Here is a 13,203-nt window from a genome sequence, read left to right as displayed (position 1 = left end):
ATGGGTCAGCGACTTACATTTAGTAGCGAGGTTAAGCGAATAGCGGAGCCGTAGGGAAACCGAGTGTTAACTGCGCGAATAGTTGCTAGGTGTAGACCCGAAACCCGGTGATCTAGCCATGGGCAGGTTGAAGGTTGAGTAACATCAACTGGAGGACCGAACACACGTATGTTGAAAAATGCGGTGATGACTTGTGGCTGGGGGTGAAAGGCCAATCAAACCGGGAGATATCTGGTTCTCCTCGAAAGCTATTTAGGTAGCGCCTCGGACGAACACCTTTGGGGGTAGAGCACTGTTAAGGCTAGGGGGTCATCCCGACTTACCAACCCTTTGCAAACTCCGAATACCAAAGAGTGCTATCCGGGAGACACACGGCGGGTGCTAACGTCCGTCGTGGAAAGGGAAACAACCCAGACCGCCAGCTAAGGTCCCAAAGTGTATGTTAAGTGGGAAACGATGTGGGAAGGCTTAGACAGCTAGGAGGTTGGCTTAGAAGCAGCCACCCTTTAAAGAAAGCGTAATAGCTCACTAGTCGAGTCGGCCTGCGCGGAAGATGTAACGGGGCTAAACATACCACCGAAGCTGCGGGTTCAAGATTTATCTTGAGCGGTAGAGGAGCGTTCTGTAAGTGGAAGAAGCTGAAGGGGTAACCCACAGTGGACATATCAGAAGTGCGAATGCTGACATGAGTAACGATAAAGGGAGTGAAAAACTCCCTCGCCGAAAGACCAAGGGTTCCTGTCCAATGTTAATCAGGGCAGGGTGAGTCGACCCCTAAGGCGAGGCCGAAAGGCGTAGTCGATGGGAAACCGGTTAATATTCCGGTACTTCTTTTTACTGCGATGGAGGGACGGAGAAGGCTAGGCTATCCGGGCGTTGGTTGTCCCGGTTTAAGGCTGTAGGTTGGTGAATTAGGCAAATCCGGTTCGCTATAACTGAGAGCTGATGACGAGTGTCTACGGACATGAAGTAGTCGATGCCCTGCTTCCAGGAAAATCTTCTAAGCTTCAGGTAAAAAGGAATCGTACCCCAAACCGACACAGGTGGTTGGGTAGAGAATACCAAGGCGCTTGAGAGAACTCGGCTGAAGGAACTAGGCAAAATGGTACCGTAACTTCGGGAGAAGGTACGCTGCTGACGGTGATGGGACTTGCTCCCTAAGCTGTTGGCAGTCGCAGATACCAGGTGGCTGCAACTGTTTATCAAAAACACAGCACTGTGCAAAATCGCAAGATGACGTATACGGTGTGACGCCTGCCCGGTGCCGGAAGGTTAATTGATTGGGTTAGACTTAGGTCGAAGCTCATGATCGAAGCCCCGGTAAACGGCGGCCGTAACTATAACGGTCCTAAGGTAGCGAAATTCCTTGTCGGGTAAGTTCCGACCTGCACGAATGGCGTAATGATGGCCACGCTGTCTCCAGCCGAGACTCAGTGAAGTTGAAATTGCGGTGAAGATGCCGTATACCCGCGGCTAGACGGAAAGACCCCGTGAACCTTTACTATAGCTTGGCACTGAACATTGACCCTACATGTGTAGGATAGGTGGGAGGCTTTGAAGTGTTGTCGCCAGATAGCATGGAGCCATCCTTGAAATACCACCCTTGTAGTGTTGATGTTCTAACTCTGGCCCCTAATCGGGGTTGAGGACAGTGCCTGGTGGGTAGTTTGACTGGGGCGGTCTCCTCCCAAAGAGTAACGGAGGAGCACGAAGGTTAGCTAAACACGGTCGGACATCGTGTGGTTAGTGCAATGGCATAAGCTAGCTTAACTGCGAGACAGACACGTCGAGCAGGTACGAAAGTAGGTCATAGTGATCCGGTGGTTCTGAATGGAAGGGCCATCGCTCAACGGATAAAAGGTACTCCGGGGATAACAGGCTGATACCGCCCAAGAGTTCATATCGACGGCGGTGTTTGGCACCTCGATGTCGGCTCATCACATCCTGGGGCTGAAGTCGGTCCCAAGGGTATGGCTGTTCGCCATTTAAAGTGGTACGCGAGCTGGGTTCAGAACGTCGTGAGACAGTTCGGTCCCTATCTGCCGTGGGCGTTGGATGATTGAAGGGAGCTGCTCCTAGTACGAGAGGACCGGAGTGGACGAACCGCTGGTGTTCGGGTTGTATTGCCAAATGCATTGCCCGGTAGCTACGTTCGGAATCGATAACCGCTGAAAGCATCTAAGCGGGAAGCGAGCCCTGAGATGAGTCATCCCTAGACCTTAGAGGTCTCTAAAGAGCCGTCCGAGACCAGGACGTTGATAGGCAGGGTGTGTAAGCGTTGTGAGGCGTTGAGCTAACCTGTACTAATGACTCGTGAGGCTTAACCATACAACCCTAATGGGTTTTACTGAACTAAAAGTTCAGAGTAATTTGCTAAACCTTAGAAAGAATACAAAGCGCTTAATGAAGCGAGAACGTTGAGAAACACAAACAGCTTTCCGAATGTTAAATAACAGAATTTGTCTGGTGACAATAGAGCTGTGGTCCCACCTGAATCCATCCCGAACTCAGAAGTGAAACGCAGCCTCGCCGATGGTAGTGTGGGGTTTCCCCATGTGAGAGTAGGTCATTGCCAGACGCCAATTTTGAATACACTGCCAATGCGGTGATTCATAAAGAGTTGGAGCGGTAGTTCAGTTGGTTAGAATACCGGCCTGTCACGCCGGGGGTCGCGGGTTCGAGTCCCGTCCGCTCCGCCAACACAATGAAGCCTCGTCAGAAATGACGGGGCTTTTTTGTTTTTATACCATCCGTAACAATTAACTGTGCCCTAGATAAAGCCTTAGCTTTGCAACTACATCGTTGCAATTCCTCACCATAGCTAAGGCTATGATTCGTCATTGCGCCTTGTATTTCCTTCGCTAATGCTTCCCTATAACACAGTAAATTGATGTGAACGGTATAGGAAAGCTCAAATCAAACAGCCTAGCCAATTATTTCCAAGGAACACAATAGTTGCCATTACACTTTAAGCCCTGCATATGTTTGGATACATCCGAATAAATAATTTTCTGGCTTTGCAGATTAGTGACCGTAATTACCATTGAGTCTTTTGGAGTGGAATCATAAAAACCATAACTACTGTTTGGTGGAACTTTTACACCGTCTTCTCTTCCTTCTACGTGTGCAGCAAGTTTCACATTTTTATCAAAGTTAAATAATGGCATGCAGGCTTTTACCAATTTGTTCTGCTTCATTTCTATTTGGCAAAACTCTTTACCAGAATGAATTTGATTAAAATTAGAGTCACCATTGTGTGTTAACAGTGTCGCGGCTTGAGATGAAAAAATAGGACTGATAAAGGCGATTATCAACAATGCTTTTGTTTTCATTTATTCAATTCTCAGTGGTTTATAGATTCGGCTAACGTATTACTTCTAAGCGTTTTTACAAAGATTGTTATTTTCTAAACTATTCAGTTTTGTTTCTTTAGATACGAACGTTATTTTTTGTTTGGTATAACGCTAGCCATTGTGATAATTTCACGCCCTATTTTTATCAGGGCATGAAACTAGAGTTGCAGCATGAACAAATCAGAACTCGTAAAAGCTATGGCTGAACAGTCTCAGTCTTCTCAGAAAGTCTCGAAATTAGCTTTGGATGCCATTCTTTACCAATTAACCAAAGCGTTATCAGAAGGTGAAAAAGTGTATTTACCTCAGTTTGGTACTTTTGAGCTTCGTTATTGTTTACCGAAGCAAGGAAGAAATCCTAAGACGGGGGAAGTGATAGACATTGAGGGATACAATCAGCCGAGTTTAAAGTTCTCGGCTAATATGAAAAATCAAATCAACTCTGCTGAATAATCTTTTCTAGAATCGGTTGGTTGGCATCTGGAAACTGATAATCTATTAAATCACATTTGCTAACCCACTTTATCTCTTGTCCCTCTTGTCCCTTTGCTTCACCCTTGAACTCCGATACTTGGTGTATGTCTAGGAATACTTGCTTATCAGGGTAATCAAAACTGAGCTCCATGAAGGGAGTCGTGTTTTCTACATCAAGATCAACTTCTTCTTTAAGTTCTCTGATCAACGCTTCAGAGGTAGTTTCACCTTTTTCGACTTTACCACCAGGGAATTCCCACTTACCGCCTTGATGTAGATGCTTATGACGTTTAGCAATGAGGATTTGATTTTGTGAGTTAATGATAACACCCACGGCAACATGAATGCGTTTCATTAATCCTCCTTAAAGAAATTAGGTTCATCGTAACCAATTTCATCAAGAAGCTGGATATCTAAGTCAGGCTCAACAGGAATGGCGTGTTTTTCTGCTGCCCAGTCGCCGAGGTCGAGCATTTTACAGCGTTCGCTACAGAAAGGTTTGAATTGTTGTTGGGCACTCCATTCAACTTCTGTTTGGCAGGTAGGACATTGAACCTTTAACGGCATATTGAGCTCTTTCGCTATTAAATAAGGGCGATAGTAACCTAGAGAGAATGATCAGTTAAAGACTTTTTAAGCTTTAACGACAAGTGGCGAGTTCAAAGCTGACATTGCCATCAAAATGTTTTTGCAATCTGAAATCCATAAAGTGGATTGCAAAACGATTACGGTTACCGCTGATGGTTGGGTAGCTGCTAGGATTAGCCCCTAAACGAACTCTTACTAAGGATAAATTGTCGCCATTGCCTTGGTAAAATCCACTTTCGGCTGTGTGAGGCTCAAATTCGGTAGAGTTGCGGGTGAGTTCTAATAAAAGCTTAACGCCGTCAAGTAAAGGTAGGAAGTGAGCAATCCAAGCTTGATATTGTTGCTTCCTTTCTTTCCAAGGTTTAGATAGCCAAAAATGCAGTTGTGGTAAGTCGAAATTACAGCTCGCTCCCGGCATGCTGAATCTTTGTCTAATGGCTATCAGGAAGCGGTCGTGCTTCAAAGGCTCACATAATCTGAATAACTGCGAAATGTCGTGACGTTTTTCAGTGACTTGTTCAATAAGAGTGGAAATGTTTGTATTGTCGGCATCAGGTAAAGTTTGCCACTTTTGCAGTTGATTGAGGTGTCTATCGAGCTCTTTGATCACGTCGTTGCGATAATCACATCGTTCGCACAATTCCCAGAGAGAAAATAAAGGATAAAAACAAGCGTGTTGATGGTCGTGTTTAAGATTGAACTCAAGTTGCTCAGCTAAATACTCTAAGCGTAAGAAAGAGCGAATTTTTTCATTAAGTGGCTGTTCATATATGAGTTCATTCATAAGTCTGTATTAGCTTTTATCAGATAAAGTTAAGTATTTTCTGTGCAGAGCTATAACTGCTTGCTCTAGGTCGTCTTTCTCTCCCTGATTACTTATGACATCATCGGCTTTCGATAACCTGTCATCCCGTGACATTTGGCTGTTTATTATATTTTTAACTATTTCGGTATTGCTATGGTCTCTAGATGTTGTGCGCTTAATTTGTTGTTCTTCTGTAATATCAACCACTAAAGTGCGATTTACTAAACTATCCAAACCATTCTCAAATAGCAAGGGGACAACCAATAAAGTATATACACTAGAGGATTTTTTGACCAGATCTAACATACGCTGCCGGATCTTAGGATGCAGGCACTGGTTGAGCCACAGTCGCTGATCTGGATTGTTAAATATCTTTTCTCTTAATGCAGTGCGATTAAGCTCGCCATTGTCGAGTAGTACTTCTACACTGAAATGCTCGACAATTTCGGCTAAGCCTTCACTGCCTACGGCGACGACTTCTCTGGCAATGATATCGGCATCAATAATGTCGATACCTTGTGCGGCAAACAAATCCGCCACTGTCGATTTACCACTGCCGATACCGCCTGTCAGTCCTATTATGAACTGACTCATAGTGCGTTCACCAAATACCAATCCACAATTTTTTGTCCCCAAATTAAAGCAATCCATCCCGCTAAGGCAATGTAAGGGCCGAAAGGAATGGGGTTGTTAGCATGCAACTTTTTAGTGATGATCATGCTGATCCCAACAATGGCACCGACTGCAGAAGAAAGCAAAATTACCAAAGGTAACATTTGCCAGCCAAGCCAAGCGCCAAAAACGGCCATTAACTTAAAATCACCATAACCCATGCCTTCTTTACCTGTCAGAAGCTTAAACAGCCAAAATACTGACCATAGACTTAGATAACCAGCAGCAGCGCCAATTAACGCACTGTTTAAATCAATAAATACGTCATTCAGGTTTAATAAGAGTCCTAACCACAATAGAGGTAAAGTGATTTGATCAGGCAGTAGCATTTCATCTAGATCAATACCCGTTAATGCCACTAATCCTAAGGTAAGAATGGTAGCCATGACAAAATGTAGGCTAGGTCCAAAGTGCCATGCCAATGCTGTCACTAAGCTAGCAGTGACGAACTCTATGATGGGGTAACGAGCAGAGATAGACGTCTGACAACTGGCACATTTGCCTTTCAGTAATAACCAACCAATGATGGGCAGATTATGCCAAGGCTTTATTTTTCCATTGCATTTGGGGCATGCTGACGTGGGAACGATAAGGTTGTAGGTATCAGGATAGTTATCAATGGGCTTGTTGAGCGCCTTTTCACCCACCTGCTTTACAATATCAGGCTGATATTCATTGAGGTATTGATTACATTCTTGCTGCCATTCACGCTTCATTATCACGGGTAGTCGGTGGATCACCACATTTAAAAAGCTGCCTATGAGTGCTGCGAAAATAAAAGCCAGCCCGATAAATAAGGCTGGCTGTTGAGTGAATATTGTTATTAGTTCTTTCATTATTATTTAAATCCTGTAAGGAATACATTGCCCCTAAGTGACTGCTATTCAATTTCCTTAATTAAGTCACTGGATGCCTGCCTGTGCAGGCATGAAGGACTCTTTAACCTACTACTTGACCCATCTGGAAGATAGGTAAGTACATAGCCACAATTAAGGCGCCAACAATACCACCGATAACAACCATAAGGATAGGTTCAATCAAACTTGAAAGACCATCCACCGCATCGTCGACTTGCATTTCGTAGATATTAGCCAGTTTGTTTAGCATATCATCTAGCGCGCCAGATTCTTCACCAATCATCACCATTTGCACCAGCATATCAGGGAATAATTTTGTGGTTCGTAAGGCCATGTTCATTTGCATCCCTGTCATCACCTCTTGTCGCACTTGCAGTAACGCTTTGCGATAAACGGCATTGCCAGAGGCGCCAGCAGCGGATTCTAAACCTTCAATTAATGGCACGCCTGCCGCAAAGGTTGTCGCTAAAGTACGAGCAAAACGTGCCATAGCACCTTTATGTAAAATCTCGCCAATTAGCGGTATTCTTAGCAGAGCGGCATCGACTTGATCTCGAAAGTGTTGAGATTTCCTGTGAGTATTTACAAACCCGACAATCCCAACAATAATACCAATAACAAACACCCACCACCATTCTTGCAGCCAACGGGAGATGCCTAATACCATTTGGGTAAACGCAGGAAGTTCAGCACCGAACCCTCGGAAAATCTCTTCAAATTGTGGAACCACAAACAGCAGTAGACCTATGGTTACCGCAATGGCGACAAGGATCACCGCAATCGGGTAAAACATGGCCTTTTTAATTTTTGATTTTAAGGCTTCCGATTTTTCACGGTAGGTGGCAATGCGATCAAATACGGTATCGAGCGCACCTGAGTGTTCACCGGCAGCCACTAAGTCTACGTAGAGTTCGTCAAAATAACGAGTATGTGGGCGTAGGGCATCTGATAGAGGTACACCTGATTGGAGTTCATTTAAAATGGTGCCAAGTAAGGTACGCATTTTAGGTTTTTCATGGCCTTTGGCCAGCATTTCGATGGTGGTAACAAGGGGAACACCTGCCGACAGCATAGTGGCAATTTGGCGGGTGATCATGGCGATATCCATAGGTTTTATGGGCTTATCACCGCTGAATATGGATTTCGACTTTTTGCGAACGCCTTTTACCATCACCCCTTGAGTACGGAGCATCACCCGCACATCGGCAACACTGCTGGCTTGGATTTCACCTTGGGTTTTCTTACCGTCGCGATTGGTGCCTTTCCATTCAAAGGTAAACATCTTAGGCTCGGATTTGGATTTCGCCCGTTTCTTTTTTGCTCGCTTTGAAGCAACCGATGCTGTTGCCATAGTTATTGCCTCTCATATCGTCGCTCCTGCGTAGGCAGGAGCCTAGTGTCTTTTGTTTTACAGAGCTATGCATTTAAGTCACTGGATGCCTGCCTTCGCAGGCATGACGGTATAAACAATATTGAACTACAAGATTCCAGTGTACAAATCATTCCAATAAGGATTCTTTGATTCAATGAGGCTAATTTTCCAATCTCTTTTCCATTTTTTCATCTGCTTTTCTCTAGCTATTGCAGAATCCATATTTTCGTGAACTTCGTAATATACAAGGTTATGTACAGAGTATTGGTTTGAAAAGCCCTGAGTTATATCATTTTTGTGTTCCCAAATTCGCTTAATTAGATTACTGGTGACACCAATATAAAGTGTTCCATTTCTATCTGATGCCAGTATATAAACACACGGCAATTTCATTTTTCCAATCCTTGGATATAAAATCTTTAAAGTCACTAGATGACCGACATACACTTCTGTCGTTACTTAGTTTCCTGCCTTCGCAGGCATGACGTTTAGTTTTAAAAACTCGTTACTCGATTGATTTCGTTAATGCTGCTGATCCCTTGTACGACTTTACTTAAGCCTGATTGACGTAGAGTATCCATGCCTTCTTTTTTGGCGATTTCTAGAAGCTCAAGCGAATTTCCACCTTCCATAATGCATTTTGCCAGTTCTCCTGACATTTTCATCACTTCGTAAATACCGACTCGGCCTTTAAAGCCTGCGGTACATTTTTCGCAGCCGACGGGTTTGAAGACGGTAAATTTGCTGTCGATGTCTTTTTGACTGAACCCTAGGCGCTCTAATTCTGCAACGGGTACGTCTTCGGGGGCTTTGCATTTCTCACATAAGCGTCTGGCAAGACGCTGGGCGATGATTAAGGTAACCGAGCTGGCAATGTTATAGCCAGCAACGCCCATATTGGATAAACGGGTTAGAGTTTCAGCCGCTGAGTTGGTATGTAAGGTCGATAATACCAAGTGACCTGTTTGTGCCGCTTTAATGGCGATTTCAGCAGTTTCTAAATCACGGATCTCACCCACCATAACAATATCGGGATCTTGACGTAAGAAAGAGCGAAGTGCTGAAGCAAAAGTTAAGCCTGCTTTGGTATTAATATGAACTTGATTAACGCCTTCAAGGTTAATTTCCACAGGATCTTCGGCGGTGGAAATATTGCGCTCTTCGGTGTTAAGAATATTAAGACCCGTATACAAAGAAACGGTTTTACCTGAGCCTGTTGGGCCTGTCACCAAAATCATGCCTTGGGGCTGCGCTAAGGCATCGGTATACATTTTTTGCTGAGTTGGCTCATAGCCGAGTTTTTCGATACCCAGTTGCGCCGATTCTGAGTCCAAAATACGCATTACGATTTTTTCGCCCCAAATGGTGGGCAGGGTACTGACACGAAAGTCAGTAGACTTCTTACGGCTGACGCGTAATTTTATTCGACCATCTTGCGGCACACGACGCTCGGCAATGTCCAGTTTTGACATCACTTTTAAACGGGCGGCAATGCGGCTGGCGAGGGAAATCGGAGGCTCTGAAATTTGTTGGAGTACACCATCAATACGAAAACGAATACGGTAACGCTTTTCGTAAGGTTCAAAGTGTAAATCCGATGCGCCTTTTCTAATGGCATCGGTCAAAATTTTATTAATGTAGATAACAATTGGGGCATCATCTTTGCCGTCGTTATCATCATCGTCTTTACGTTCGGTTTCCGCGACTTCCACACCAGCAAGGGCTTCTTCATCCATATCGGATAAATCTAGGCTGGTTAAGTCATCCTCAAGCACTCTTTCTAAAACGTCACTGAGTTTATCGTCTTCCACCAATACCGCTTCGGTGTGCATGCCAAGGTTAAACTGAAAGTCCTCAAGAGCGCGGAAGTTGGTTGGGTCGGACGTCGCAATATAAAGACGGTTTTTCTTTTCAAACAGCGGCAAACATCGGTGTTGTTCAATCAGCTTTAAATTTAAAAAAGTTTCGGGAATACTGCTGATATCAAACTCAGCCAAGTCCATTTTAGGGGTATGGTATTCCTGATGCCCTAGCTCAACAATCTCTTTGGCGGTGAGCACTCCATCGTGAATTAAGGCTTGAATAAAGGTGAGTTTGTTTTTGTTAGCAAGCTTAATCAGCTGTTCGAGCTTTTTGTTATCAATCAGCTGTTGGCGTATCAGTAAGGTAGAAAAGGCAATATGAAGACCGGATTGAGGCATAGTAAACGCGGTCCTTTAAAAAAAAGTTGTAGTTATTATTATGGAGAAAATGGGCATTAAGTAAATCAGTCCTTTGATTGGTTTTTCTGTGAGTGTAGAAGAAAAGGCAGCAGAGCTGCCTTCAATAAACTATTTAGTAGGAGCTGCTGGAGCTTCGATTCCCGCACCTGCATAGCATTGAGATAATTCGCCATTACCTTCAGCTGTTACAGTATAAGAAATTGCACCAGCATTACTGAAATCGGCAACTAACTTACAATTATCGCCAGTATAAGTTAGCTTTTGTGCAGTATTTTGTTTTACATCAGCTGGAGCAAGTACAAGTTGGCTTACGTTTGCTACTTCAGTTTTAATCTCATCACAGCTGATACCAGTTTGAATACAAGTAGCTATTTTTTGAGAATAAGCACTGATAGATTTCATTGAAGCACTACCTTCAGCTTGCGTTACATAATCACGGTACTGTGGCAACGCCACTGCTGCCAAAATACCAATAATCGCCACTACGATCATTAATTCGATTAGGGTAAAACCCTTAGTACCTTTCATGGACTTCATACCTTTCATGGTTACTCTCCGTTTTGTCAATTTTGAGGTCCTAGGTGTCAGGTCCTAGATTCTAGAAAAGCAAAGTGCTGCTGTTCTCGAACCTGAAACCTAGGGCCTAGTGCCTGTCATTCATATTAGAGTTTAGAGCCTTAGCTCACTCTAAAGATTAATTTTTCACATTCTTGTTAATGTAATAGCTGCCGCTCGCATTCCAAATTGCGTTGTTCTTCCTTATTTGTAGCTAGGGCTTAGCGGTCAACCGTGAGTATACATAAACTTTTATGTTTCATCTATGTTACACCTATATTGCAAGATGTGGCGAGCTAAGTTAGCTGAGTAAAAAGTATTATAAATTCGGTTAAATTGAAACATTAATTTTTGAAAATTGTATGAAATTTGCCTGTTTGACGCTGTTTTTGATCAATGTACTGTTTTTAAAGATGAATTTATGCTGCGTTTTTTTGGCTTTTGTCGCAATCGCAACAAAAGATTGACGATTTAATGTTCGTGTCTGCATTTTTGACGTTGGTATAATGTTGTTATGCTTCCGAGAACTGAGTGCTCCCCAAAAAGTTCTTTTGACTGAATTTGCAGGAGAGATGGTAAGCAATAAGCTGAATGTCCGAGGCATGGATGCCGAGGTCAAGCGCCCATGGATGGGCTTGCAGCGTTTCAGCGTTTGCTTATCCTCGCTTTCCATCAAAAAATGGGGATTCGTCGGTGTCTTCACAGGTATTATGTTTTTTATCGAGTTTATATCCCACATTCGGATTAAGGAAGTTTCATCCGCGCATAGGGCTTTGCTTCATCTCTGCCATTTACACTTATAAACAGAATATTGTGTTTTTAGGCAAGAGAGGGAAGCATGGCTGAAGCTAAAGTTGCGATAGGAAGTGACGTTGTCTCTGTTTATGAGCAACTGGCTAAGCAAGTCACTGATCCAAAGGGGTTAGTTCGCATTGAATATAAAGGTGGATTTTTAGTTACCGTTAATCGAAAGTCGTTTTTGGTGTCACTGCACAAACGCTTCTTTGGCCCTCCTAGTGGTGATTTGAAAGTGCCGAAGTTCTGTCGTTTGGACTATACCGCTGAGCGTTGGACTGGAAACATCATGTCTGAACTCGATCCATACGATGATGTGGAGTGCCATGATATTGCAGGCTTTTTTAATCGACTCAATAAATATGCAGTCTGTGCTCAAAATGAAGATACTCAAGGCATTAAGGCGTATCTACAAATTGGCATACCTGTTGACTTTTCTGTACCGTTAATGCGTTCACCTTTTGAAATGGCGTTAACCCACAAGCCCAAAAAAGCTGAGGCTCTGGTCGCTGGTATGATTAAAGCCAATTTAACGCCAACACCTCGACATTTACATCATGCAATAAAAAGGAATCAAACGGGGGTGATCGATCAGTTAATTGTTGCTGGGGTTCTGCTTGATGAACCTTATCAAAACCAATTACCGTTATTATTCACTATCAAACAAGCAGAAAAGGTGGGTGTAGATCGTTTTCAAATAGAACAAACCGCATTGCACTTGATCGATAGAGGAGCTAGCACCAATTTTATAATAAGAAATGAAAAAAATACGTTATTACATTTAGCGATTACATACAGGATGTTTGAATTGGCGGCTAAGGCGCTTGAGACTTACCCTGACCATGTAAATGCCCAAAATAATGTTGGTGATACACCGCTGCATCTTGCTTTGTCAGACAGTAAGGTGAATTTAGCGTTTGTTCAACAACTGCTTGCACAGAGCGCTGATGTTAATCTACCTAATTTAAAGGGTGAGTTACCTATCGTGATAGCGGCCAAAAAAGGTCGTGCCGATATCGTTGAAGCTCTGCTTAATGCCAATGCAAAAGTGTTTGTTAATGATCAAACTGCAAAAGGTAAATCTGTTAAAGTTTATCAAACGTTACAAAGCATGTTTCCTAAGCGTAACTATAAAGGTTTGAATACTCTAATTGAGAAAAGACATCAAGAAGAGTTGAAGCAGGATCTACACGAGTTTCAAGAAATTGATGATTTCGATGATTTAGATTCAGGTTTTAAGTTACCATCTAGAAAAGAGGCTGAGGCGTTGATTAAACAGGTGAATGGTAAAAAAAGCTCAACGTCTAAACCGACTGCAACGTCGCAACCAGCTCAGCCGTCTCAACAGCCTAAGGCGAGTCAACAGGCTAAGCAGGCTCAGCAAACGAGAGCAGCTCAGCCAGTACCAGTGAAGTCTACTCAATTGACACCATCTCAAATGCAGCAGACAAACGATGAAATGTACGAGTTGTAAAACAACACCCAATAGGCACCTGCTTTCGCAGGTGCG

The 13,203-nt window shown here is 43.4% G+C and carries 12 protein-coding genes, 1 tRNA gene and 2 rRNA genes (1 of these 15 only partly in view); 5 read left to right on the top strand and 10 right to left on the bottom strand.

The features are described 5' to 3' along the window. The 3 genes from E2H97_RS17630 to E2H97_RS17620 form a co-directional block, all read left to right on the top strand. Positions 1–2,328, top strand: a 23S ribosomal RNA gene (locus E2H97_RS17630) (it extends 564 nt beyond the left edge of the window). 134 nt (positions 2,329–2,462) lie between these two features. After that, positions 2,463–2,578 (top strand): 5S ribosomal RNA (gene rrf, locus E2H97_RS17625). Positions 2,579–2,622: 44 nt separating this feature from the next. Continuing rightward, positions 2,623–2,699: transfer RNA gene (locus E2H97_RS17620), tRNA-Asp, on the top strand. 234 nt (positions 2,700–2,933) lie between these two features. On the opposite strand, the gene E2H97_RS17615 is transcribed toward E2H97_RS17620, so the two are convergent. Continuing rightward, a complete protein-coding gene (locus tag E2H97_RS17615) occupies positions 2,934–3,332 on the bottom strand; it encodes a hypothetical protein (RefSeq protein ID WP_133408347.1) in 399 nt (132 codons plus the stop codon). A 192-nt stretch (positions 3,333–3,524) separates the two neighbouring features. On the opposite strand from E2H97_RS17615, the gene E2H97_RS17610 reads away from it, so the two are divergent. Beyond that, positions 3,525–3,806: an HU family DNA-binding protein gene (locus E2H97_RS17610; protein ID WP_133408346.1), complete on the top strand. Its 282-nt coding sequence runs from the start codon at positions 3,525–3,527 to the stop codon at positions 3,804–3,806. On the opposite strand, the gene mutT is transcribed toward E2H97_RS17610, so the two are convergent. From mutT to E2H97_RS19080, 9 genes are all read right to left on the bottom strand, one after another. After that, positions 3,790–4,182: an 8-oxo-dGTP diphosphatase MutT gene (gene mutT, locus E2H97_RS17605; RefSeq protein WP_133408345.1), complete on the bottom strand. Its 393-nt coding sequence runs from the start codon at positions 4,180–4,182 to the stop codon at positions 3,790–3,792. The two genes, E2H97_RS17610 and mutT, sit on opposite strands and share 17 nt — an antisense overlap. Beyond that, positions 4,182–4,394 (bottom strand): DNA gyrase inhibitor YacG, encoded by a 213-nt coding sequence (gene yacG, locus E2H97_RS17600; protein WP_133408344.1) that lies wholly within the window; start codon positions 4,392–4,394, stop codon positions 4,182–4,184. The genes mutT and yacG overlap by 1 nt, the downstream gene beginning before the upstream one ends. 73 nt (positions 4,395–4,467) lie before the next feature. Next, positions 4,468–5,199, bottom strand: a complete 732-nt coding sequence (gene zapD, locus E2H97_RS17595) for a cell division protein ZapD (RefSeq protein ID WP_133408343.1) — start codon at positions 5,197–5,199, stop codon at positions 4,468–4,470. A 9-nt stretch (positions 5,200–5,208) separates the two neighbouring features. Further along, positions 5,209–5,814 (bottom strand): dephospho-CoA kinase, encoded by a 606-nt coding sequence (gene coaE, locus E2H97_RS17590; protein WP_133408342.1) that lies wholly within the window; start codon positions 5,812–5,814, stop codon positions 5,209–5,211. Next, complete coding sequence (locus tag E2H97_RS17585; protein ID WP_133408341.1) at positions 5,811–6,728, bottom strand: prepilin peptidase; 918 nt, start codon at positions 6,726–6,728, stop codon at positions 5,811–5,813. Before E2H97_RS17585 ends, coaE begins: the two co-directional genes overlap by 4 nt. A gap of 103 nt (positions 6,729–6,831) precedes the next feature. Then, the gene (locus tag E2H97_RS17580; RefSeq protein WP_133408340.1) at positions 6,832–8,100 is read right to left on the bottom strand and encodes a type II secretion system F family protein; all 1,269 of its coding nucleotides are present in this window, start codon (positions 8,098–8,100) and stop codon (positions 6,832–6,834) included. Between the two features lie 126 nt (positions 8,101–8,226). Beyond that, positions 8,227–8,514, bottom strand: coding sequence for a GIY-YIG nuclease family protein (locus E2H97_RS17575; RefSeq protein ID WP_133408339.1), 288 nt, complete (start codon positions 8,512–8,514; stop codon positions 8,227–8,229). A 101-nt stretch (positions 8,515–8,615) separates the two neighbouring features. Further along, complete coding sequence (gene pilB, locus E2H97_RS17570; protein ID WP_133408338.1) at positions 8,616–10,322, bottom strand: type IV-A pilus assembly ATPase PilB; 1,707 nt, start codon at positions 10,320–10,322, stop codon at positions 8,616–8,618. Between the two features lie 129 nt (positions 10,323–10,451). Next, complete coding sequence (locus E2H97_RS19080) at positions 10,452–10,871, bottom strand: pilin (RefSeq protein WP_178074608.1); 420 nt, start codon at positions 10,869–10,871, stop codon at positions 10,452–10,454. Positions 10,872–11,736: 865 nt separating this feature from the next. Between E2H97_RS19080 and E2H97_RS17560 the strand changes: the two genes are divergently transcribed. Continuing rightward, positions 11,737–13,167 (top strand): ankyrin repeat domain-containing protein, encoded by a 1,431-nt coding sequence (locus tag E2H97_RS17560; RefSeq protein ID WP_133408336.1) that lies wholly within the window; start codon positions 11,737–11,739, stop codon positions 13,165–13,167. Positions 13,168–13,203 lie beyond the last annotated feature (36 nt).

This window comes from Parashewanella tropica (assembly GCF_004358445.1).
GTDB lineage: Bacteria > Pseudomonadota > Gammaproteobacteria > Enterobacterales > Shewanellaceae > Parashewanella > Parashewanella tropica.
This window is presented reverse-complemented; position numbering and strand designations above follow the sequence as displayed.

Coding starts and splice junctions, on each gene's coding strand:
- E2H97_RS19080 (WP_178074608.1), bottom strand. CDS start 10,871: ATGAAAGGTACTAAGGGTTTTACCCTAATCGAATTAATGATCGTAGTG.
- mutT (WP_133408345.1), bottom strand. CDS start 4,182: ATGAAACGCATTCATGTTGCCGTGGGTGTTATCATTAACTCACAAAAT.
- yacG (WP_133408344.1), bottom strand. CDS start 4,394: ATGCCGTTAAAGGTTCAATGTCCTACCTGCCAAACAGAAGTTGAATGG.
- pilB (WP_133408338.1), bottom strand. CDS start 10,322: ATGCCTCAATCCGGTCTTCATATTGCCTTTTCTACCTTACTGATACGC.
- E2H97_RS17560 (WP_133408336.1), top strand. CDS start 11,737: ATGGCTGAAGCTAAAGTTGCGATAGGAAGTGACGTTGTCTCTGTTTAT.
- E2H97_RS17575 (WP_133408339.1), bottom strand. CDS start 8,514: ATGAAATTGCCGTGTGTTTATATACTGGCATCAGATAGAAATGGAACA.
- E2H97_RS17580 (WP_133408340.1), bottom strand. CDS start 8,100: ATGGCAACAGCATCGGTTGCTTCAAAGCGAGCAAAAAAGAAACGGGCG.
- E2H97_RS17615 (WP_133408347.1), bottom strand. CDS start 3,332: ATGAAAACAAAAGCATTGTTGATAATCGCCTTTATCAGTCCTATTTTT.
- E2H97_RS17585 (WP_133408341.1), bottom strand. CDS start 6,728: ATGAAAGAACTAATAACAATATTCACTCAACAGCCAGCCTTATTTATC.
- E2H97_RS17610 (WP_133408346.1), top strand. CDS start 3,525: ATGAACAAATCAGAACTCGTAAAAGCTATGGCTGAACAGTCTCAGTCT.
- coaE (WP_133408342.1), bottom strand. CDS start 5,814: ATGAGTCAGTTCATAATAGGACTGACAGGCGGTATCGGCAGTGGTAAA.
- zapD (WP_133408343.1), bottom strand. CDS start 5,199: ATGAATGAACTCATATATGAACAGCCACTTAATGAAAAAATTCGCTCT.